The sequence below is a fragment of the Micromonospora sp. PRAS1 genome (assembly GCF_059553435.1).
The window spans coordinates 1-20,029 of record NZ_JCANNB010000042.1 but is presented as its reverse complement, the minus strand read 5'-3'; the positions used below and the strand labels follow the sequence as shown (position 1 = coordinate 20,029).

At 72.4% G+C, this 20,029-nt stretch carries 17 protein-coding genes and 1 pseudogene; 8 read left to right on the top strand and 10 right to left on the bottom strand.

Going from position 1 to position 20,029, the window contains the following annotated elements:
• The first annotated feature begins 38 nt into the window (after positions 1 to 38).
• A complete protein-coding gene (locus tag AC507J_RS27825) occupies positions 39 to 1,262 on the top strand; it encodes a putative manganese transporter (protein WP_496292683.1) in 1,224 nt (407 codons plus the stop codon).
• 36 nt (positions 1,263 to 1,298) lie between these two features.
• Here the strand turns inward: AC507J_RS27825 and AC507J_RS27820 are convergent.
• From AC507J_RS27820 to AC507J_RS27800, 5 genes and pseudogenes are all read right to left on the bottom strand, one after another.
• Positions 1,299 to 1,973 (bottom strand): annotated as a pseudogene (locus tag AC507J_RS27820) (ATP-binding cassette domain-containing protein); the annotation flags it as partial.
• A 90-nt stretch (positions 1,974 to 2,063) separates the two neighbouring features.
• The gene (locus tag AC507J_RS27815; RefSeq protein WP_496292681.1) at positions 2,064 to 4,154 is read right to left on the bottom strand and encodes a dipeptide/oligopeptide/nickel ABC transporter permease/ATP-binding protein; all 2,091 of its coding nucleotides are present in this window, start codon (positions 4,152 to 4,154) and stop codon (positions 2,064 to 2,066) included.
• Complete coding sequence (locus AC507J_RS27810) at positions 4,151 to 5,116, bottom strand: ABC transporter permease (RefSeq protein ID WP_496292679.1); 966 nt, start codon at positions 5,114 to 5,116, stop codon at positions 4,151 to 4,153. Before AC507J_RS27810 ends, AC507J_RS27815 begins: the two co-directional genes overlap by 4 nt.
• Positions 5,113 to 6,669 carry an ABC transporter substrate-binding protein gene (locus tag AC507J_RS27805; RefSeq protein WP_496292677.1) on the bottom strand — a complete coding sequence of 519 codons (1,557 nt, stop codon included), beginning with the start codon at positions 6,667 to 6,669 and terminating at the stop codon, positions 5,113 to 5,115. Before AC507J_RS27805 ends, AC507J_RS27810 begins: the two co-directional genes overlap by 4 nt.
• An 89-nt stretch (positions 6,670 to 6,758) precedes the next feature.
• Positions 6,759 to 7,919 carry an MFS transporter gene (locus tag AC507J_RS27800; protein WP_496292675.1) on the bottom strand — a complete coding sequence of 387 codons (1,161 nt, stop codon included), beginning with the start codon at positions 7,917 to 7,919 and terminating at the stop codon, positions 6,759 to 6,761.
• 75 nt (positions 7,920 to 7,994) lie between these two features.
• Between AC507J_RS27800 and AC507J_RS27795 the strand changes: the two genes are divergently transcribed.
• The 4 genes from AC507J_RS27795 to AC507J_RS27780 are packed head-to-tail and all read left to right on the top strand — an operon-like array spanning position 7,995 to position 11,645.
• The gene (locus AC507J_RS27795) at positions 7,995 to 9,083 is read left to right on the top strand and encodes a FecCD family ABC transporter permease (RefSeq protein WP_496292673.1); all 1,089 of its coding nucleotides are present in this window, start codon (positions 7,995 to 7,997) and stop codon (positions 9,081 to 9,083) included.
• Positions 9,084 to 9,109: 26 nt separating this feature from the next.
• On the top strand, positions 9,110 to 10,090 hold the full coding sequence (locus AC507J_RS27790; protein WP_496292671.1) for an ABC transporter substrate-binding protein: 981 nt from the start codon (positions 9,110 to 9,112) through the stop codon (positions 10,088 to 10,090).
• A 41-nt stretch (positions 10,091 to 10,131) separates the two neighbouring features.
• Positions 10,132 to 10,872: an ABC transporter ATP-binding protein gene (locus AC507J_RS27785; RefSeq protein ID WP_496292736.1), complete on the top strand. Its 741-nt coding sequence runs from the start codon at positions 10,132 to 10,134 to the stop codon at positions 10,870 to 10,872.
• A complete protein-coding gene (locus AC507J_RS27780; protein ID WP_496292669.1) occupies positions 10,869 to 11,645 on the top strand; it encodes a class I SAM-dependent methyltransferase in 777 nt (258 codons plus the stop codon). The genes AC507J_RS27785 and AC507J_RS27780 overlap by 4 nt, the downstream gene beginning before the upstream one ends.
• A gap of 55 nt (positions 11,646 to 11,700) precedes the next feature.
• On the opposite strand, the gene AC507J_RS27775 is transcribed toward AC507J_RS27780, so the two are convergent.
• Positions 11,701 to 13,254, bottom strand: a complete 1,554-nt coding sequence (locus AC507J_RS27775; protein ID WP_496292667.1) for a helix-turn-helix domain-containing protein — start codon at positions 13,252 to 13,254, stop codon at positions 11,701 to 11,703.
• A 130-nt stretch (positions 13,255 to 13,384) separates the two neighbouring features.
• Between AC507J_RS27775 and AC507J_RS27770 the strand changes: the two genes are divergently transcribed.
• Positions 13,385 to 14,647 (top strand): NAD(P)/FAD-dependent oxidoreductase, encoded by a 1,263-nt coding sequence (locus tag AC507J_RS27770; protein ID WP_496292666.1) that lies wholly within the window; start codon positions 13,385 to 13,387, stop codon positions 14,645 to 14,647.
• Positions 14,648 to 14,775: 128 nt separating this feature from the next.
• Complete coding sequence (locus tag AC507J_RS27765) at positions 14,776 to 15,684, top strand: LLM class flavin-dependent oxidoreductase (RefSeq protein WP_496292665.1); 909 nt, start codon at positions 14,776 to 14,778, stop codon at positions 15,682 to 15,684.
• A gap of 9 nt (positions 15,685 to 15,693) precedes the next feature.
• Here the strand turns inward: AC507J_RS27765 and AC507J_RS27760 are convergent, their stop codons facing one another.
• Positions 15,694 to 15,984 (bottom strand): hypothetical protein, encoded by a 291-nt coding sequence (locus AC507J_RS27760; RefSeq protein ID WP_496292663.1) that lies wholly within the window; start codon positions 15,982 to 15,984, stop codon positions 15,694 to 15,696.
• Positions 15,985 to 16,084: 100 nt separating this feature from the next.
• Entirely contained in the window at positions 16,085 to 17,161 is a 1,077-nt protein-coding gene (locus AC507J_RS27755) for a helix-turn-helix domain-containing protein (protein ID WP_496292660.1), read from the bottom strand.
• Positions 17,162 to 17,879: 718 nt separating this feature from the next.
• On the opposite strand from AC507J_RS27755, the gene AC507J_RS27750 reads away from it, so the two are divergent.
• Entirely contained in the window at positions 17,880 to 18,230 is a 351-nt protein-coding gene (locus AC507J_RS27750) for a UBP-type zinc finger domain-containing protein (protein WP_496292658.1), read from the top strand.
• Positions 18,231 to 18,342: 112 nt separating this feature from the next.
• On the opposite strand, the gene AC507J_RS27745 is transcribed toward AC507J_RS27750, so the two are convergent.
• Together AC507J_RS27745 and AC507J_RS27740 are read right to left on the bottom strand one after the other, a co-directional pair.
• Positions 18,343 to 18,942: a mycothiol-dependent nitroreductase Rv2466c family protein gene (locus AC507J_RS27745; RefSeq protein WP_496292656.1), complete on the bottom strand. Its 600-nt coding sequence runs from the start codon at positions 18,940 to 18,942 to the stop codon at positions 18,343 to 18,345.
• A gap of 103 nt (positions 18,943 to 19,045) precedes the next feature.
• Positions 19,046 to 20,029 (bottom strand): pectate lyase family protein (locus AC507J_RS27740; protein WP_496292654.1); only part of this gene is annotated, 984 nt, incomplete at its 5' end.

Sequence of the window (20,029 nt, the reverse complement as noted above, 5' to 3'; positions counted from 1 at the left end):
GTTCCGACGGCCCGACGCCCCCTCCTTGAGGAGGCGAGATGACCGAACTCGTGTTCCGCCCGCTCGCGGACGCGTTCATGCAGGTAGGTGTCTACGTCGCCGTCATGGTGGCGTTGTTCGGGTGGCTGCGCTGGCGCTACGGGGACCGGGTCACCGACGGGCTCGCCCGTCGCCGCCGGGTGGGGCCGCTGCTCGGCGCGCTGCTCGGCGTCAGTCCCGGCTGCGGTGGCGCGATCATCCTCATGCCGCTGTACGCCCGCGGCAAGGTCAGCTTCGGCACGGTGGTGGCCGCGTTGGTCGCGACCATGGGCGACTCGTCCTGGGTGGTGCTCGCCTGGAACCCGCTCTTCGCGCTCAAGTTGCACGTGCTCCTGTTCGCCGTCGGTCTGGTCACCGGGTACGTCGTCGACGCGCTCGGCATCGATCCCGCGCGCGCCGCCGTCAGACCGCAGGCTCCCGCCACCGCGTTGATCCCCACCGCCACCGCGCTCAGCCCGGCCACCGCACTCAGCCCGGCCGCACTCAGCCCGGCCGCGCTCAGCCCGGCCGCGCTCAGCCCGGCCGCCCCGGGCCCCACCGCCGCCGGGCTGAGCCTCGCCAGCGACGCCGGGACCGACCTCGCCTCGTCCCGACGCCTGCTCGGCGGGGTGCTGCCCCGGGTCTCCGCCGCGACCGCGTTCTGGGGGCTCACCACGCCCGCCTTCGCCGTCTCCGTGCCTGTGGTGTTCCAACTCGTCGACCCGAACGCCCTGACCCGGCTGCTCGGCGGGGTGGATCCGTACCTCACGCTCGGTGTCCTCGGCACGCTGGTGGCGGCGCTCATCTTCGCCGCCGGGCGGGGACGGCTGGCCGACGACACCCTGGAGACCGCGCATGCCCGCTCGATGGCCGCCACGATGCGGCACAGCGCACACGAGGCCAGCTTCGTCACCGTCTGGGTCGCCGTGGCCTACCTCGGTTGGCAGGTGCTGACCACCACCACCGGCTTCGACGGTTCCCAGCTCGTCCTGACCGGCATCCTCGGCGTACTGGTCGGCGCGGCGATCGGCCTCATCCCCGGCTGCGCCGTGCAGATCGTCTTCACCGGTCTCTACGTCAACGGCGGGCTGCCGCTACCCACCCTGGTCGCCAACGCCATCAGCCAGGACGGCGACGCCCTCATCCCGCTCGCCGCGCTGCGCCGGCACTCCGCGCTGGTGGCGACAGTCATCACCACCGTCCCCGCAGCGACCGTCGGTGCCGCCCTGCTCGTCCTCCTCTGACGCACCGTCCGACCCCGGGAGTCCCGACCGTTCGATCATGGGCGTCGCCGCGAGCAGTGCCCGGGTGTACGGATGGCGGGGGCCGGTGGTGACCGCCACGGTCTCGCCCTGTTCGACGATGCGACCGTTGCGCATCACCGCGATCCGGTCGGCGAGTTGCCGGACCACGGCGAGATCGTGGGAGATGAACAGGCAGGCGAAGCCGAGTCGATCGCGCAGGTCGCAGAGCAGGTTGAGGATCTTGGCCTGCACCGACACGTCGAGCGCGGTGACCGGTTCGTCGCAGACGAGTAGGCGCGGCTCGACGGCGAGCGCCCGGGCGATCGCGACGCGCTGCTGCTGGCCGCCGGAGAGTTGCTGGGGCCGGCGGTCGGCCACGCCAGGATCGAGGCCGACGAGATCCAGCAGTTCGTCCACGCGTGCGGACCGGAGGCGGGTGGCGCCGATGCGGTGGATGTGCAGCGGTTCGGCGATGGCTTGGCGGGCGGTCTGTCGGGGGCTGAGGGTGAGACCGGGGTCCTGGAACACCATCTGCACCTGTCGCCGGTGTTCCCGTAGGCGCCGACCACGCAGGCCGTGCACGTCGATGCCGGCGAACCGTACCGATCCCGTGTCGGGTCGGTGCAGTCCGGTGATCACGCGGGCCAGGGTCGTCTTGCCGCAGCCCGACTCGCCGACCAGCCCGACGATCTCGCCTGCCTCGACGCGCATCGTCACGTCCTCGACCACGGTCACCCGACCCCGACCCCGACCCCGGGCGCCGGGGTGGCCGGCGGTGAGCTGCTCGATCTCCAACATCGGTCACTCCTCGTACGGTGTGCCGGCGGTCCCGGGCAGCCGCGTGGTCGCGCCGCGCGGTCGAAGGCACGCGGCTCGGTGCACCGGGCCAGACGCGCTCGGCACCGGGCCAGACGCGCTCGGCACCGGGTCGAGCGTGCTCGGCACCGAATCCCGCGTGGCCGGCAGCGGGTCGAGCGTTTCCAGCGTTGGCCGATGCTCCGCGCAGGCCGGCACGGCGATCGGGCAGCGCGGCGTGAAGGCACAGCCGCCGGTGTCGTCCGGCCCCGCACCGGAGCGCCCCGGCATGGTGCGGAACCGGGTGCCCGGTACCGCCGTAGGCCGCGGCACCGCGTCGAGCAGGCCACGGGTGTACGGGTGCTGCGGCTGTTCGAGCACGGTAGCCAGCGGTCCCGACTCGACGATCCGGCCGGCGTACAGCACGGCCACCTCGTCCGCCAGCCGGGTCACCACCGCCAGGTCGTGGCTGATAATGATCATGGACATGCCGAGTTCGTCGCGCAGCCGGGCCAACAGGTCGAGCAGCTGCGCCTGGACGGTGACGTCGAGAGCGGAGGTGGGTTCGTCGGCGACGAGCAGCTCCGGCTCACCAGCGAGGGCGATGGCGATCTGCGCCCGCTGGCGCATCCCGCCGGAGAGCTGGTGCGGCAACGCGCGGGCGGTCCCGGGCGGATCCGGCAGACCGGCCAGGCGCAGCAGTTCCTCGGTGACCCGGCGGGTCGCGTCGCGCCGGCCGCCACGACCCGCGTTGCGGACCGCCTCGTCGACGTGGGCGCCGATGCTCCGCAGCGGGTTGAGGGCGGCGAGGCTGTCCTGGAAGACCATGCCCACCCGGCGGGGGTCGACCCGGTGCCGGTCACACGGCTCGTGGCCGACGAGTTGGCGGGCCCCGGTCCCGTCGCCGAGCAGCGCCGAGCCGGTGACGACCGCGCTGGGGTCCAGCAGCCCGAACGGAGCCAGCGCCGCCGTGGTCTTGCCGCTGCCGCTCTCCCCGACGATACCCAGGATCCGGCCACGGCATACCTCGTAGCCGACGTCGGCGATCACCCGGCGGCGACCGCCGCCGTGCGGATAGCTGACGGAGAGGTCGCGTACCCGCAGCACCGTGCCGACGCCGGGAGCCGGGGGTGCGGCCGGCACCGCGCCCGGCCGGCCGGGTGCCGGATCGGCGGCGCGGCGGCGCGGCCGGGCGGGCAGTACCCAGCGCAGGATCGACGGCCGCTCCTCCCCCACCGCCAGGCGTTCGCCGAGCAGGTTGCTGGCGAACACCACGACGGTGATGGCGACGCCCGGCGGGTACGCCAGCCACCAGGCGGAGGCCAGGTAGGGGCGCCCTTCGATGAGCAGCTGCCCCCACTCGGCCTGGGGCGGCGGGATGCCCAGGCCGAGGAAGCTCAGCGTGGCGACGCCGAGCACGATGGCCCCGACATCGGTGCTGGCGTAGACCAGGCAGGGCGCGACGGCCGGCGGCAGCAGGTGGCGACCGATGATGCGCGCCGGCCGGGCACCGAGCAGTCGCAGGGCGTCCAGGTGCGGACTGCCGCGCAGGCCGGCGACGCGGGCGCGGGCGATGCGGGCGTACGGTGCCCATGCCCAGAGCGACATCGCGATGATGAGGTTCTGCACACCGGGGCCCCGTACGCCGATGACCGCCAACGCCACCAGCATCCCGGGTAGCGAGACGGCCAGGTCGACGACCCGGGAGACCACCCGGTCGACCCAGCCGCCCAGGTAACCGGCGATCGTGCCGGTGACCACCCCGACGGTAAGCGCGACCGCCAGGACCGCCGTGGTGACCGTGAGGGAGACCCGTGCCCCGTGCAGGATCCGGCTGAGCTGGTCGCGGCCGAGCTGGTCGGTGCCGAGTGGATGCTCGGTCGAGGGTGGCAGCAGGCTGGCCGCCAGGTCGTTGGCGGTCGGGTCGGCCGGGGCGAGGACCGGTGCCAGCGCCCCGACGATCACGAACCCGACCAGCGGCAGGGCGACCAGGCCGGTGCGTACGCCCGCCGGCACGCCGCGTCGGCGCTTCCCCGCCGGTACGCCGCCTCCGCGCTCTCCCGCCTGGCCGCCGCTGCGGCGCTCGTCCGCCGTCACGCCGCGCCCCGGCGGGCACGCGGATCGATGAGGAGCTGGAGCACGTCGGCCAGCCGGTTGGCCAGGATGAACCCGCCGCCCAGCACGAGCGTGCCCGCCTGGAGCGCCGGGACGTCCCGAGCCCCGGCGGCCCGGACGAAATAGGCGCCGAGGCCGGGCCAGCCGAAGATCTGCTCCACCACCACCGTGCCGACCAGCATGGTGCCGATGGTGAAGCCGGCCACGGAGAGGATCGGTCCGGCGGCGTTGGGCAGGCCGTCGCGGAACACGATGGAGAGCGGTGCGCTGCCCCGGGCCCGCGCGGCGAGCACGTAGGGCCGGTCCAGCGCCTCGCGTAGCGTGACGGCCACCACTCGGCTAAGCGCGCCGGCCGCCGGCAGTCCGAGCACCAGCATCGGCATCACCCAGGTGGCGGGCCCCGCCATGCCGGAGGTCGGCACCACCCGCAGGCGCAGGGCGAGGAAGAGCACCAGGAGGTAGCTCAGCCAGAACGCCGGCACCGACGTGACCAGCAGGGCCCCGACCCGCAGGGCGCCGCGCAGCGGACCGCGCCGGAGCACCGCGCCGGCGATGCCGATGCCCACGCCCACCACGAGCGCGATCACGGCGGCGCCGGCCACCAGTCCCAGCGTGACGCCGACCCGGTCGGCGATCTCCGGCCCGATCGGCGTGTTGGTCCGCAGCGAGAGCCCGAAGTCGCCGGTGCTGGCGTCGGCGAGCCAGCGCAGGTACCGCACCGGTGCGGGCGCGTCCAGGCCCAGCTCGGCGCGGACGGCCTCGACCTGCTCGGGCGTGGCGGGTCGGCCGGCCCGGGTCGCCGCCAGCACCGCCGCCGGGTCGCCGCGGGCGAGCAGCACGAGGGCGAAGGTGCCGGCGGAGAGCGCGAGCAGCACGCCGACGGTGTCCACCGCCCAGCGGGCGAGGTGACCGCCGGCAGCGCGTAACCGCCCGGGTGCGCTCACCCGACGGTGACCCCGGTCAGTTCGAGGTCGACGTCGCTGGGTGGGACCGCGAACCCGGTCACCCCGTTCCGTACGGCCCAGAGCCGGGGCCGGTAGACCAGCGGCACGAACCCGGCGTCGGCGGCCACGGCCCGGTACAGGTCCTGGTACGCCGCGCCCCGGGCGGCGGGATCGCGGGCGAACAACGCCTTGTCGACCAGTTCCTCCGTGGCCGGTGTCGCCCAGAGCGGGGCCCGCGCACCGCCTGTGAAGAGGGAGACGATCGAGCTGGACGGGTCGTACGGCGCCCCGAGGGTTTCGAAGAACGTCAGGTCGTACCTGCCCTCCGCCCGTTCGTCGTAGTAGGCGGCGGCGTCGACCGGGGTGATCTCGACGGCGATGCCCACCTCCTTGAGGGCGGCGGCGATCGCCGAGGCCATGGTGCGCGGATCGAGCTGGCCCTCGGCCGGGGTCGCGGGGATGAGCAGGCGCAGCGCGAGCGGCCTGCCGTCCCTGGCCCGGGTGTCTCCGTCGTGGACGTAGCCGGCGGCGTCCAGCACCCGGTTGGCGGCGGCCCGGTCGAAGCCGAGCGGCAGATCGGTGCCGGAATCCGGTACGTCCGGCGGGAACACCCGTCGGGCCGGCTCGGCGTAGCCCAGCAGCAGCGTTTTCGCCAGGGCGGCGGTGTCGACCGCCCGGATCACCGCCTCCCGTACGGCCTGGTCGCCGGCCGGGCCGCGCGGGTTGAACCCGAGCATGATCGAGACATCCGGTGCGCCGGTGAGCAGTTCGACGTCGGCGCGCTCGTCGAGGGACTTCGCCTCCACCGGCGTGATCGGGGCCAGGTATGCGCCGCCGATCAGGTCGATCTCGCCGTTGGTGAGCGCGTCGACGCGCGCCTGGGAGTCCGGGATGACCTTGAATTCGAGCCGTTCCAGCCGGGGTTTGCTGCCCCAGTAGTCGTCGTTGCGGGCCAGCACCGCACCGGTGGCGGTGTTGGACACCAGTTGCCAGGCGCCGGTGCCGACCGGGGTCTGGAACGTGCCGTCGGCGGCCACTGACTTCGGGCTGAGCAGCCGTACCGGGCGGACGATCGACAGCTCCTGGAGCAGCGGCTCGTAGGGCTCGGCGAGGGTGAGCCGTACGGTGTCCGGGTCGACGGCTTCGACGGCGGAGATCACCTGCGCGGCCCGGAAGAACGAGAAGCGCTTGTTGCCCACCCAGCGTTCGAAGTTCCACTTCACGGCGGCGGCGTCGAGCGGCGTCCCGTCGGTGAAGCGCACCCCGTCGCGCAGTTCGAAGGTCACCTGCCGGCCGTCCTCGGCCACGGTCCAGGACCGAGCCAGGGCCGGTTCCAGCCGCCCGTCCTCGCCGTAGCCGACAAGCGGTTCGTAGATCGCGTCGAGCAGCAGGAAGTTGCCGGTGAACGCGTGCGGATCCAGCGCGCCGGACTCGGCACTCAACCCGATGCGCAGTGTGCTTGACGGTGTGGCGGTGCCGGAGCCGGAGCCGCAGGCGCTGGTGAGCGCGATCGACATGGCGAGGGCGGCAACGAGCGGACGTGGTCGCGGCACTGATCAACTCCCGAGGGGCGGCAGCCGGTGGCATGGGTGGCGCTCGATAGGAGTAGTCGGCGGCCCGACAACGCTGGTTCCCGCGATCTTCAGGCCGGGCCGGCCCGGCGGCGGGTACGCCGGAGCAGTCGCCGTACGCCCAGCATCAGCGGGGGCAGCAGGACGCACTGTGCGGCCACCGCCAGCCAGAATCCGGGCAGGATGCCGGCGTGCTCGAAGGCCGCGTACACGTTGCCGCCGACCACGCCGCTGAAGAAGGCGCCGACCCCGACGGCCAGCCGCTGCTGCCCGAAGACCACTGTCGCGGAGCGCCTCGACCCGGCCAGCGCGGCAAGGTCGTTCTTGAGGAACAGCACCGCGTTGCCGACGCTGATGGTGATCACCCCGAGCACGACGGTGAGGCCGGTGCCACCGGCGAAGCCGATCATCCCGACCGCCAGGGCGCCGAAGCCGACGGCCATCGCCGCCGGGTAGCCCATCCGGCCGACCCGGTCGGCGAGCAGTGGTTGGGCGAGGGCCAGGCCGAGGGAGTAGCCCATCATCGCGACCCCGAAGAGCAGGGTGGCGATCCGCCCCTGGGCGTAACTGGACAGGTACTGATAAAACTGCATGTAAAGGTAGATGGAGAGCGCGGTGGCGGCGAAGGGCAGCACCGCCACACCGGAGAGCATCCGCCGGAACGGCTCCACCGCCGGGGCGTCCGCGTCGGGCCGCTCCGTCGGTAGAAAGAGATGCCCCACCGCCAGCGCGGTGTAGATCGCCGTGACCATTGCGAACATCGCGCCCGGGTACCGGATGAGCAGGGCCCCCACCACCGGCCCGAGCGCGATCCCGAGGTTCCCGGCGGCGTTGCCGGCGGAGAGCAGCCGGGGCCGCTGCTGCGGGCTCGCGCCGTGCACCAGGTAGCTGCGGTAGGCCGGCGAGTAGAGCGAGCCGCCGGCCGAGATGAGCAGCAGGCCCGCGACGGTGAGCACCGGGTGGCCCGCCCCCGTCAGGAACGCACCGCCGCCCAGGCTGTAGAGGACCGTGGCACCGAGCAGGGACCGTTTCAGCCCGACCCGCTCGGCCAGCGCTGCGGTGGCCGGGGCGCTGGCGAACTGCACCAGGGTCGCGGTGCCGAGCACGATCCCCACCTGGCCCATCCCCAGGGCCATCCGGTCGCGCAGCAGCACGGCCAGGTACGGATAGATCGAGAACGAGCCGACGTTGACCAGGAAGCCGCTCACCAGCAACGCCACCCGAGCCCGCACTACCGCCTCCCTGATCTTGCTGGTAGCTTTTCGCAAAGACTTTGCAAGAGCAAGAGCAATGCAGATGGGGGTACGGTGACCGCCATCGCCCTGCCACGGGGTGAGCCGGACCTGCTCGGGGTCGCCGCACAGCGACGCCGGACGGCGTTCTGGCTGCTCACGCTGGCGGCCGGGCTGGTCGTGACCGGGGTCGTCGCGGTCGGCTCCGGTGCGATCGGGATTCCCCCGCTGACGGTGGCCCGGATCATCGGCCACCACCTCGTCGGCCTGCCCGGCGAGGCGACCTGGACGCCTCCGCAGGAGGCCATCGTCTGGCAGGTACGACTGCCCCGGGTCCTGCTCGGCATGCTGGTCGGCGCCGGGCTGGCCGTCTGCGGCGTGGCGTTGCAGGCCATGGTGCGCAACGTGCTGGCCGACCCGTACCTGCTCGGCATCAACTCCGGCGCCTCCAGCGGCGCGGCTGCGGCGATCCTCTTCGGTGCCGGCGCCGGTTTCGGCCAGTACGCCCTCTCCACCAGCGCGTTCCTCGGCGCGCTCGCGGCGTCGCTGCTGGTCTTCCTGATCGCCCGCAGCGGCGGGCGGGTGACCTCGATCCGGCTGCTGCTCTCCGGCGTCGCCGTCGGCTACGCCCTCTACGCCACCACCAGCTTCCTGATCTTCGCCTCGGGGTCCGCCGAGGGTGCCCGGTCGGTGATGTTCTGGCTGCTCGGCTCCCTGGGCCTGGCCCGCTGGGACGCCCTGCTGGCGGTGGCCGCGGTGGTGCTGATCGGCATGATCGGCTACCTGACCGTCGCCGGGCGGCGGCTCGACGTGCTGGCCATCGGGGACGAGACCGCGCAGACCCTCGGTGTGTCGCCGGACCGGTTCCGGCTGCGCCTGCTCGTGCTGGTCTCACTGAGCGTCGGCGTGCTGGTCTCCGCCGCCGGCAGCATCGGGTTCGTCGGCCTCGTCGTGCCGCACCTGGCCCGCCGCATCGTCGGGGCGCCGCACGTCCGCGTGGTGCCGGTGGCCGCACTGCTCGGCGCCATCCTGCTGGTCTGGGCCGACGTGCTCGCCCGGGTGCTGCTGGCCCCGCAGGAGATCCCGATCGGCATCATCACCGCCCTGCTCGGCGCACCCTTCCTGCTGATCCTGATCCGTCGTCTGCACGCCAACGGCGCATGAGCGCCGGCCGGAGTCGAGGAGTACCCATGAAGGCAACCCGTCTCGCCGCCGCGTCCGCCCTCCTGCTGGTGGTCGCCGGGTGCGGTGGCGGCACCACCGGCGAGCCGGCCGCGACCGGCCCCGGCTTCCCGGTCACCGTCACCAACTGCGGCGTGGACGTGACCTTCGACGCCGCTCCCCAGCGGGTCGTCCTGCTCAAGAGCGCCGCCGTGCCGTACCTGCACACGCTCGGCGTGCTGGACCGGGTCACCGCCCGCGCCGGCCAGTACCCGAGGGAGTACTACGACGCGGCGACCCTCGCCGAGTTGGACCGGATCCCGCTGCTGACCGACAAGACCGACACCAGCGGTCACCTCCAGATCTCCAAGGAGGTGGTGATCAGCCAGCAGCCGGACCTGGTACTCGGCGAGGTGGACAACCTCTCCCGCGACGCCCTCTCCGCGGTGCAGATCCCGCTGCTGGAGGAGCCGGCGATGTGCCCGGACAGCACCGCCGTACCGAGCTTCGACGACATCTACCGACAGCTGGAGACGTACGGCCGGGTGTTCGGGCGCGAGGCCGAGGCCGCGACGGCCGTGACCGCGCTCCGGGACCGGATGGCCAAGATCCAGACCGAGTCGGGTACGGCCTCCGGGCGCAGCGCGGCGGTGCTGTACCCGACAGTCGGCGGCGGCACCACGTACGCCTACGGCACCGCCAGCATGGCCCACCCGCAACTGGAGGCCGCCGGTTTCCGCAACGTCTTCGGTGACGTCAAGGACCGGGTCTTCGAGGTCACCGTGGAGGAACTGCTCGGCCGCGACCCCGACGTGCTGATCCTGCTCTACGGCGACGGCGACCCGAAGGCGGTCGAGCAGGCGCTCACCGGCCTGCCCGGCGGCGAGAAGCTCGCCGCGGTCCGCGACGGTCAGGTGATGACCCAGCTGTTCAACTTCACCGAGCCGCCGACGCCGCTCTCGATCGACGGCCTGGAGCGGATCGTGCAGCGCTTCAAGGACCCCGCGTGATCACCGCGACCCGGGTCTCCTGGCGCTACGGCGCGAACCCGGTGATCGACGGGGTCAGCGTGGCCGCCCGGCCGGGCCGGGTGCTCGGCCTGATCGGCCCGAACGGCAGCGGCAAGACCACCCTGCTGCGGCTGCTCTACGGCGCCCTGCGCAGCCCCACCGGCGAGGTCGCGGTCGACGGCGACGAACTGGCCACCCTGCCGGCGCGGGAGGCCGCCCGCCGGCTCGCCGTGGTGGTGCAGGAGACCGGCGGCGAGACCGCGCTGACCGTGGCGGAGCTGGTGCTGCTGGGCCGGGGGCCGCACCTGTCGACGTTCCAGCGCACCAGCCGCACCGACCACGAGATCGCCGCCCGCTGCCTGGCCCGGGTCGGTGCCGCGCACCTCGGCGCGCGGGCCTTCGCCCAGCTCTCCGGCGGTGAACGGCAGCGGGTGCTGATCGCCCGGGCGCTGGCCCAGCAGGCCACCCACCTGCTGCTCGACGAGCCCACCAACCATCTGGACATCCGCTACCAGCACGAGATCCTGCACCTGGTACGCACCCTCGGCACCTGCGCCGTCGTGGTGCTGCACGACCTCAACCTGGCCGCCCGCTACTGCGACGACCTGGTGCTGCTCGGCTCGGGCGGGGTGGCCGCCGCCGGCACCACCGACGAGGTGCTCGACCCCGCTGTGCTGGAACCGGTCTACGGCATCGGCATCCAGCGCCTCGACCTCGACAACGGCATCCACCTGCTCTACCACCCGATCGACCAGACCATCGAAGCAAGGAGTGCCGCATGAGCGAGCGTCAGCGAGCGAATCATCAGCACAGTGCCGTGGAGCCTCAGGCCGGCCCGGAGCGCCAGCGGAGGACCGGCCTGAGCGAGCAGGAACGGATCAACGCGTACTGGACCGGGCGCGCGCCGGACTACGACGCGTACCAGCAACGCCCCGACCGGCTCGCCGACGACCAGGCGGCCTGGTCGCGGATCTGGGCGCAGGCCCTGCCGGCGGCACCGCTGGACGTGCTCGACGTCGGCACCGGCACCGGGCAGGTCGCCATGGTCCTCGCCGGACTCGGGCACCGCGTCACCGGCATCGACCTCGCCGAGGGGATGCTCGACCAGGCCCGTCGGCACGCCGCAAGCGTCGACAACGGCCCGGTCATCCGGTCCGGCGACGCCGTGGCACCGGACTTCCCGGCCGCCAGCTTCGACGCGGTGACCAGCCGCTATCTGATGTGGACGCTGCGCGAGCCGCAGATCGCCGTGGCGAACTGGGCCCGCCTGCTGCGCCCCGGCGGCACCATCGCCGTGGTCGACAGCACCTGGTTCCCCGACGGTCTCGACAACGCCTCGGAGAACTTCACCGAGCACTACGACCCCCAGGTCCAGGCGGTCCTGCCGCTGGCCGCCGCCACCTCCATCGACAAGACCGTCGCGGTCCTGGCGGAGGCGGGCCTGGCGAAGGTCACCGTGACGCCGCTGACCTCGATCTACGAACTCGACAAGCGGTACGGCGTCGCCCCGAACCACGAGCACCAGATGCAGTACCTGGTCACCGGCACGGTCTGAGCCGCGCCGGCACGCGACGTGCCGGCGACGCGGTGAGCGCCCAGCCGTCCGCAGGTCAGTCCCCCGGACGCAGCGCCGCCAGCTGGATCTGCAACGCCAGCCGGGTACGCGGCGAGTCGAGATCGACAGGGACGACCTCAGCGAGGCGACGCATCCGGTGCCGGAGCGTGTTGGGGTGCACGTGCAACTGCCGGGCCGCCTTCGTCGGTTCGCCCTGTTGCTCGAGCCAGGCGGCGATCGTGGCAACGTACTCGGTGCCGTGCCTGCGGTCGTGGGCGACGAGGTCGGGCAGCGGTCCGCCGACCAGCAGGTCGACCTGGGGCACCGTGGTGACCACCCGGTGGACGACCACCTCGGCCCAGACGTCCTCGAAGCGCAGCAGTGGACCTCGCTGTCGGGTCGAGCGGTGCAGCGTCAGCAGCTCGGCCGCCTCGGCGCGGGATCGCGGCAGCTCCGCCAGGGTGGTGGCGACACTGCCGGACGCGGCGCGCGCCCCGGGGTCGTGCAGGGCGATGTCGTGGATCAGCTGCTCCAGCCAGGCCCGGGAGCCGGGTGACTCACCCCGGTCGACCACGACGGCGAAGAGGACGTCACCGACGTCCGCGATGAGCGGCTGACGCCAGCCGTGGCGGCGGGTGATCGACTCCCACAACGCCAGGTCGTGCACCAGCTCCCCCGTCCCGCCGTGTGCCCCGAGCGCAAAGACCCGCCACGGCCCCGGGGGCAGGCCCAGGTCCTGGCCGGCCGGGACGGGGCCGCGCAGCGCCATCCGCAGGCGGTCGGCCGACGCCCGGCGGGCAACGTCGGCCTGCACCCGGAGGCGGAGCAGGTGCAGCGCCAGTACGCTTGCCGCGCTCTGAAGCTCGCGCAGCCGCTCCGCCGGCACCCGGGATTCGACCACGGCCCAGATCGAGCCGAGCAGCTCACCGCCGGCCCGGATCGGGATCACCAGCCGGGGCAACGTCCCGTCCGGCCCCTGCGGTACGAAGATCGGCACGCTGCCCTTGGCGAGCTTGCGGAAGACGCCACGGGACCGGAAGTACGCGATCACGTCGCCCGGCACCCGTCGTCCGACGATTGTGGAGACCCGCGCCGGGTCGGTGCGATCCTGCCGGGACGAGTACGCCAGCACCCGGGACTGGGCGTCCTCGATCGTCACCGGCGCGTCGACGATGGCGGCGGCCGCGTCGGCGAGGGCGAACAGCTGGTCGTACACCCCGGCCTCGCCGGTCTCGGGTGAGCCGGGCACGGCGGCCGTGTCGATCACTCCCCGGAGCAGCCAGACAAGCTGCGTCCACGATCCGTGGCTGCCCAGCTCGACCAGGGTCAGCTGGCGATCTGCGGCGGCCGACGTCACGTCCGGATGCGAGGCGAGCGGGGGCTTGAGGACGAGGCCGGCCGCGCCGGTCTCCGCGCAGCGCCGGATGACGGCGAGCGCCTGGTCGCAGGTGGCGATGCCGACGCCGAGGACGAGGTCGCCGCTCTGTCCGGACGATGCTTCGTCGATTTCGGTGAGCGTCACATCGCGCACCTCCACCGCATCGCCCGGCACGACGATCTTGAGTAGCGCGGCACCGACCGCGTCCACCACCCCAGCCACGGTGATCATGACCGGATTATCCCTCGGTGTTGTCCGCTCCGACCAACGGTCGTAACGAGTATTGGCTGCTCAGGACAATGACGACCCGGCGCGACGGGGACAGGATTGCGGCAACCTCGGTTGCTTCGAAGGAGAGAACATGCCTGCCCTCGAGTCCGTACCCGCCCCCCGGCGCGTCGCCGTCATCGGCGCGGGGATGGTCGGGCTGGCCACCGCCTGGTTCCTCCAGGAGCGCGGGGTACAGGTCACCGTGCTCGACCGCACCGGCGTCGCGGCGGGCGCGTCGTGGGGCAACGCCGGCTGGCTCACCCCCGGCATCACCACTCCCCTGCCGGAGCCTGCGGTGCTGCGCTACGGACTGCGCGCCGTGCTGAGCCCGTCGTCACCGGTCTACGTGCCGCCGCGCGCCGACGCCCGGCTGCTGAAGTTCCTGGCGGGCTTCGCCCGGCACAGCACCGCGGCGAAGTGGCAGCTCGCGATGCGGGCGTACATTCCGATGAACCGGCGGGCCTTCGAGGCGTTCGACGACCTGACGGCGGGTGGGGTCGCGGCGATGACGAACGAGGCCAAGTCGTTCGTCGCGGCGTACCGGACCGAGGCCGAACGGTCGGTCCTGCTGGACGAGCTGGCGCACATCCACGCCGCCGGCCAGGAGATCGAGTTCGACGTGCTTACCGGGGCCGAGGCACGTGAGGTGGAGCCCTCGCTGTCGGACGCGATCGGCGCGGCCATCCGCCTGCACAACCAGCGCTACATCGACCCCGGGCAGTACGTCGAGGCGCTCGCCACCTCCGTACGCGCTCGCGGCGCGGCCCTGGTGACCGGGGCGGACGTCGTGCGGGTGCAGGACGAGGGTGCCGGGGTCCGGGTGGTGACCGCCGACGGCTCCGATGAACGTTACGACGCGGTGGTGCTGGCGACCGGCACCTGGCTCGGTGAGCTGGCCCGACGCTTCGGTGTCCGGACCGTCGTGCAGGCCGGCCGGGGCTACAGCTTCAGCGTCCCGATCGAGCACGTACCGACCGGTCCGGTGTACTTCCCCGCGCAGCGCGTCGCCTGCACGCCGCTGGGCGACCGGCTGCGCGTCGCCGGCATGATGGAGTTCCGCAGCGCCGACGCGCCGCTGGACCGTCGCCGCATCTCCGCCATCGCCGAGGCCGCGCGGCCGCTGCTGCGCGACGCCGACCTGGACGCCCGCGTCGACGAGTGGGTCGGGTCCCGCCCCTGCACCCCGGACGGACTGCCGCTGATCGGCCGGACCAGGTCCCCACGGGTTCACGCGGCCGGTGGCCACGGCATGTGGGGCATCACCCTCGGCCCCCTCACCGGCAAGCTGCTCGCCGAGCAGATCACCACCGGCCGGCAGCCCGCCGAACTCCAACCGTTCGACCCGCTGCGCTGAGCCCGACCGGCGGCGGTGGCGAGGGACAGGCCGGCGCGGGGCAGACCACCGGAACCCGGGCGACTTGACCTCAACCAAGGTTGAGGTCGCAGACTCGATCCCGTTGACGACGGGAATGGAGTCGGTTGATGACGGCAGCACTGGGCGTCGGCGCGATCCTGCCGTCGATCGCGGTCCAGCAGCGCGAACACCTGGACCTGCCGGCCGCCGCCCGGCACGCCGAGGAACTCGGCCTGGACAGCGTCTGGCACGGCGACCACCTGGCCGTCGGCATGCCGACCCTGGACTGCGCCGTCGCGCTCGCCGCAGCGGCCGCCGCCACCGGGCGGATCCGGATCGGCGCCAGCGTCCTCGTTCCGGCGATCCGTCCGCTCGCCTGGGCCGCCAAGCAGATCGCCAGCCTCCAGCACGTATCGGGGGGCAGGCTGGTGGTCGGCATCGGCTCGGGCGGCGGGCCGGACCAGTGGGCCGCCGCCGGTGTGCCGTACGCCGAACGGGGGCGGCGCACCGACACCGCGCTGGAGCTGCTGCCCGGCCTGCTGGCCGGGCAGCCGGTCCAGTTGCGCGATGAGCCGGGCCAACCCGTCGTCGACCTAGCTCTCTCCGTGCCGACGCCACCGTTCTGGGTCGGCAACGCTTCCCCGGTCGCGATCCGCCGCGCGGCCCGCCACGGCGACGGCTGGTTCCCCTCGCTCGTGTCCGAGGACGAGATCACCGAAGCGCTGCCCCGGCTCACCGAACTCGCCGCGTCCCACGGACGGCCCACCCCGACCGTCGCGGTGGGTGCCACCGGAGTCCTCGGCACCAACGGCGACCTGCCCACCCGCGCGGCGATCGCCGCCGGCCTGACCAGGTCGTACGGCATTCCGGCGGAACGCGCCGCGACGATCCCGATCACCGGTACGCCCCGAGAGGCGGCCCAGCGCCTGGCCGGCTACCGCCGCGCCGGAGCACACCACCTCGTCATCGGGTTCTCCGGCGGCGACTGGCGCCGGCAGTGCGAACTCCTCGCCGAGGCCCGCGCCCTACTCGACTGACCGCCCGCTTCACACCAGGCCGAGGCTGAGCGCCAGCTCGCCGATCGCCGCCGGTGCCTTCGGATCACCGGTCGCGGCAGTCACCGCCCGGTCCGCGGCCAACCAGGCAAGATTCGCATCGTCCAGCTTCACCAGCAACGCCGCAGTCAACCGGTACGCCGCCACCACCGCCGCCCGCCCCGCCACCGGATCCCGGGCACCGGCCCGGTCGACATCACCGAGCAGCCGGGGCAGCAACCGCACCACCTGCGGATAGCGCGCATGCTGGTAGACCGTCCAGGCGTACCCGACCTGGCGCACGAGACGATCGACGGGCACCGTCGGGGCTGGCCGATCCCGCACCACCGCGTACGAGAACGGTCACCGGCGGCGGTAGGGAGAGTTTGTACCTGAGGGAGCGTTACCCCGTCACTCCGATGGCGAGGGCCAACTCCCGTGCGTCCTCACCGATCGTCCCCGGGCGGTTCGACAGTTCCAGTGCGCCAGCCCGACGGGTGTGTGAGGGCAGTGCGCGGTAGTCGGTGGTGTCGGCCCGTCGCACGGCCTCGCCCGGCCGGCAAAGGTCCGTCTCGATGGTGACCGCGTACGCCGCGCAGGCCGCCGGCCCGAACATCAACCACGGGTGGACGTACCCGCCACCGAGGCGACTCGCCGCCGAATCTGCGGCATCCCACGCACGCCAGGCCCGGCCCGCCCGACCAGCCTTGCTGTGCGCCAACGCGATGCCGAGCTGCGCCTGACCCCATCGCGCCAACTGCTCGCCGCCTGCCGCTGGGTCGACCAGCCCCGCGACGTCGATCAGCACCTGCTCGGCAGCCTCCACCTGGTTCGCACCCCGGTAGACGTGGGCGTAGTACCAGGCAGCCACCGCCATCGCGGCGGGATCGTCGGCCTCCTGAGCCGCCAGTATTCCTCGGTCGGCGGCAAGCCACACCAGTTCCGGGTACGGCTGGTGGGCCAGGTACAACTGCACCAGGTGGTAGACCCGCGCCAACTCGACAAGCGCCTGCCGACGAGCCGCAACCCCGTCCAGCCGCCGGGCGCTACGTTGCGCATCCGTCAGCAACCCGGGAAGCACCGCGGCTACCGCCGTACGCTCGGTGGTCGATCGATGCCACAGCGCCCACGCCTGGTCGACCAGGCCACGCACAACCTCGACCGGTGTGACCGCCCCGACCGGCAGGGAAGCACGTTGCATGGCGGCAGCCAACTTGCCGACATCGGTATGCCCAGCGGCGGTCACCGAGGCCACCGGCAGGGACTGATCACCGGTCAGATCCGCAAGATCGGAAATGTCCAGCACCTCAGCCAGCCGCAGCAGCATGGGCAGACGAGGTGGCAGAAGCCGGCCGCTTTCCAGGGCCTTGACCCACTCCGCACTCCGGCCGACTAGCCCGCCGAGGACCGGCCGAGTCTTTCCTGAACGCTCGCGATACGCGCGGAGCCGCGCACCAAAGGTTGCCGGGTCGGTCACCATCGCCTCCCAGGTAGCGGTCTGGCCGACGGACCACCGAGCGCTACGACCAGCAGACCGCCACAGTCGACGGTACGCCCACCAGCCGCCGCACTGCGCACCCCGCGACGGTGACTAAGTGTGACCGGCAATAGGGCGGGTCAGGGTACGGGTGTTGGTCCTGTCGAGCTGACCGCATTGACGGATCGCGGCTTGCCGGCGGGGTGACGGTGGGCGTTGCGTCGTGTGATGGCGTAGACGGCTCAGCTCGACAGGGAACGCGGAAGGGCGTGCCGGCGTCGGGCTGCCCGGCAGTGGGCCGAGCCGTGGGCGGCGGTGAGCGACGCGGAACGGCGGCGAGACACCACGGACGGCCTATTGCCGGTCGCACTAAAGCGCACAAGAGACGCCGCGATACCGGCATGGCTCGCCACGCACGCGCCGCTGCTCTCGCGTGGCGGGATGATGTCGTTTAGATCTTGGAAATTTACCGCCAGCGATTAGCTAGCGATTAACGGGAAGTCTCCAAGATCTCGCGCCAGGCCGAGATGGGGTAACGAATGTCGCTTGAAACAGCTGGTTTGGGCGGCGTCAGGCTCATCTGCCCTGCTCCGCTGGCAGCTCGCCCCGCCCGCCTCCTCGTTCATGATCGGAAGTCGGGCTTGACCGGGCGGGTACCGGCTGCGACGGTTGCCGGATCGCTGAGTCGACCTTGACGCGGCCACCTGAAGGAGGACGAGCGATGGAGGGCATCGATCCCGACGTACCGCCCAGCGGCACCGGGTGTGCCGACTGCGCGGCGGCGGAGCCACCGGGCTGGTGGGTCCATCTGCGGCGGTGTGCCCAGTGCGGGCAGGTGGGCTGCTGTGACTCCTCCCCCGGCCAGCATGCCAGCGCGCACGCGGCCAGCACCGGTCACCGGTTCGCGCGTAGCTTCGAGCCGGGCGAGGAGTGGTTCTGGGACTACACCGACCAGGTGCTCTACGACCAGGGTCCGGCCCTCGCGCCGCCCACCCACCGCCCCCTGGACCAACCGGTCCCCGCCCCCGCCGACCGGGTCCCCGCCGACTGGAAACGCCACCTGCACCGCTGAACCCACGGCCCCACCGGACCCACCCCGTTGATCATGAGGTTGACGGCAGTTTGAAGATCAACAACTGCCGTCAACCTCATGATCAACCCGGGGGGAGCCGGCAGCCTCATGATCAACGCGGGGGGAGCGGGGGGCGGCCCTTGAGTTCGTGGAAGCCGGGGGTGGCGGCTACCAGGAGGGTGCCGTCCCAGAGGCGGCCGGCTTGCTCGCCGCGCGGGATGCGGGAGATGACCGGGCCAAAGCAGGCCACTCGCCGGCCGGTGTCGTCGGTGGTGGCGATGATCGGGGTGCCGACGTGCTCGCCGACCAGGGCGATGCCCTCGGCGTGCGAGGCGCGTACCGCAGCGTCGAACTCCGCCGTCTCGGCCGCGTCCGCGAGGTCCCTCGGCAGGCCGGCGTCCGCCAGCGCGTCACCGAAGTCGCACCACTGGCCGCCTTCGTGGACCCGCCGGCCGTACGCGGTGAAGAAGGCCGCCAGCCCGTCCTGGCCGTGCCGCTGCCGCACGGCCGCGCAGACTCGGACCGGGCGCCACAGCCACCCCTCGGTGTCGCCCTCCGGATCGACCTCGCGGCCCTCGTTGAGCACGGAGAGGCTCATCACGTGCCACCGGATGAGCAGCCGTCGTACCGTGGCGGCCTCGACCAGCCACCGCGAGGTGACCCAGGTGTACGGGCAACTCGGGTCGAACCAGAAGTCCACGGTCCGTGTCATCGGCGTCCTCCTCGACGCAACGCACCCGTTCGTCGATCTCAAGGTACGGGCACGGCGTGACCCGACGGAGTTTCCGCGGGTCACGCCGTACGCGTGGGAGGGGTTACCGGCCGATGGCGTCCTGGGGGCCGGCGTAGGTGCGCAGGAGGTTCGGGACGTCGGCGGCGGGGTCGAGGCGGTAGGAGTAGAAGCTCGACGGGTTGAACGCCGAGCCGCTGGATTCGCGTCGGCCGCTGCTGTTGACCACGATGTTGCCGCTCTGGCGCAGTTCGGCGCCGGAGTCGCGGTAGTAGGGGTTGGTGACGCGGTCGAAGTAGCTGTTCTCCAGGACCATCTTGGTGCGGCCGCGGGAGTGGTTACCGGAGCCGCTGTTCTGGAGGTAGTTGTTGTACAGGTGGGCGTAGGCCACGTTGTCGGTGCTGGGGACGCGGGAGCGGGTGTCGCGGAACCAGTTGTGGTGGATGGTCATCCGGGCGGTGAGATTTTCGGTCCAGCCGATGCCGAAGGTCTTGTTCGCCTCGGCGATGATGTTCCAGGACACGGTCAGGTTGGTGGTGTCCTTGCGGCTGTCGATGATGCCGTCGTTCATCCGGGTGATGTGGTTGTGGTCGATCCAGATCCGGTTGGCGGTGTCCATCTGGATGCCGTCGTAGTCGAAGTCCTTGTCGTCGGGGTCGTCGGAGGCGACCCGGGTGTCCCGGATGGTCAGGTTCCGGATGATGACGTTGCTGGTGCCGGCGCCGAGGAAGAACCCGCCGTTGACGATCTGCCCGTTACGGCCGACCCCGACGATGGTCTTGTTCGAGCCGACCCGGATCTCCTTGCCGTACGGGGTGATGGTGATCGCCGAGTTGACCCGGATGATGTGCGCCGCGCTGGCGGAGGCGTAGCGTTCGAGGTCGGCCTGGTTGGTGACGGTGACCGTGGTGCCGCCCGCTCCACCGGTGGTGCCGGCCGCCCCGGCGAAGCCGTCCGGGTTGTTGGAGTACGGCACATTGCTCGGCGGCGGCGTGCTCGGCGGTGCCGTGGTCGGCGGGTTGGTCGGGGTGCCGGAGGTCGGGTTGAACCGCCACTGCATCCGCGCCAC